The organism is Streptomyces sp. I05A-00742 (genome assembly GCF_013055795.1).
Lineage (GTDB): Bacteria > Actinomycetota > Actinomycetes > Streptomycetales > Streptomycetaceae > Streptomyces.
In genome coordinates this window covers 1-1,816 of record NZ_JABETO010000090.1, presented here as the reverse complement: position 1 = coordinate 1,816, position 1,816 = coordinate 1, and the positions used below count along the sequence as shown (strand labels likewise).

At 66.1% G+C, this 1,816-nt stretch carries 1 protein-coding gene and 1 pseudogene; both read left to right on the top strand.

Translation table 11 applies throughout. The features are described from left to right. Positions 1–175: transposase family protein (locus HN013_RS32190; protein ID WP_249375709.1), on the top strand; the 175-nt coding region annotated here is incomplete at its 5' end. A 77-nt stretch (positions 176–252) separates the two neighbouring features. Further along, a pseudogene (locus HN013_RS34300) lies at positions 253–1,034 on the top strand (TnsA-like heteromeric transposase endonuclease subunit). Positions 1,035–1,816 lie beyond the last annotated feature (782 nt).

Below are 1,816 nucleotides of genomic sequence, written 5' to 3'. Positions count from 1 at the left end.
CGACCTGTCACCGACCCAACGCACGGTCAACCGCGCACTCTCGGCAGCGCGGGCACCGGTCGAGCGAGGCGTGGCCCGTCTGAAGTCCTGGCGGATCTTCCGCAGAGCCCGGTGCAGCCCAAATCGAATGTCGGCAATCGCCCGAGCCGTCCTCACCCTGGAGCGGCAACGCTGAAAGAGCTCACTCACTCAGACGAGGGTTTGATCCCCATTCGCTCTGTCTAGTTCCCGTAGATCCGCAAAGTTGCGTACATGGGAATGCGCATGTTGGAGGGGGCGAAGCCGTCGCAACTGGACGGCTTCGAGGTCGGGTGGCGGGACGAGGAGGGTGGGCATCGGCAGCCATTGGCGGGTGCGGTCTCCGTTGAGTTCGAGGCAGGCCTGCCGGTACGAGGGTTTCCGTCGTATCGCGGCCAGCGGCACTTCCCGGGGCTGTACTGGTCGTCGACGACCGGCGGGCACGTGGGGTTCGAGTCGTGGTTGGAGCGGGATCACGCGATGCTGCTCGACTTCACCCCGCAGGTGATGGGGCTGTTGTCGCAGCCGCTGTGGCTGTTCTGGAAGGACGAGCGGGGCAAGTGGATCTCGCACGCTCCGGACACTTCGCTCGGTTCGAAGACGGCCGGGGGTTGGTGGTGGACTGCCGGCCTCTGAACCGGATCGACGCACGGTCGGCCGCCAAGTTCGCGGCCACGCGGGCAGCTTGTGAGGCGGTGGGGTGGGGCTACCGGGTTGTCGGCGAAGTGGAACCGGTGCGCATGGTGAACGTTCGCTGGATGGCGGGATACCGGCATCCGCGGCACGGGGTCGATGAGGAGCTCGTGGCCCGGTTGTTGGCACTGTTCTCGGTGTCTTCGCCGCTGGTGACACAGGCTGCGTTACTGGGTGATCCGATCGCGGTGTTGCCAGCGGTGTCCCATCTGCTGTGGGTGGGACGGCTGACCACGGATCTGTCGCGACCTCTGTCGGATGCCATGCTGATGTCGCTGGCGGCGATCCGGTTAGCGGGCGCCCAGGGCCACGGGCGGCGTTGAGGGTCGGGGACCGGGTGCGCCTGGATGACCGGCTACACGCGGTCGTCGGCCTGTCCGGCACGACGGTGCGGCTCCTCGATGAAGCCGGGTCGGCGAGCCTGGTGTTGTTGTCGCATCTCTGGCCTCGGAAGGCTTTGAGCTGATCGGCCAGGGTGCCGAGCGTGGACTCATGCCACCGTTCACGCTGTTGGACATCGCGCCGGAGCGGGAAGCGGAGAAGACGGTGGCCTGGGAACGGCATGTGATTGAAGTGGGGTTCGGCAAGCCGCTGGATGCTGATCCCACAGCTCTGCCTCGTCCTGAATACGACTCGGCCCGCCACACGGTGGAAGAGCGAGTGGCGTCCAAGGCTGCGGAACTGCGGGCCATCGGCTGGCAGGCGAGTGCGGGAACCGTTCAGAGAATGCGCAGGCGCTACCGCGAGCAGGGTCTGTGGGGGCTGGTCGATCACCGCCAAACTCGGGTTTGCTCGCCGACGGGGCGGGCCGATGACCGGGTGGTTTCCGCCATCGCGGAGATCCTGGCCGCGACAACGAATCGTGCTTGCTGGTCTCGACGTCGAGACCAGCAGCCTGTTGCAGGGCACACGCGGACAGCAGATCGCCGGCCGCTACACGGTTGTCCCCTCCTGGCCCTTCGGCTACAAGAACCGCGCGTATAAGAGCTCGTAACACGATCTTGTTGATCGTGGCTGGTCGGCCGTGACGTGGGCGGTGTTCCGGCCGTTCGTGATGGCGTGAGGAAGCGGCCGTGGATCGTGGACGACGAACTATGGGCAGTGA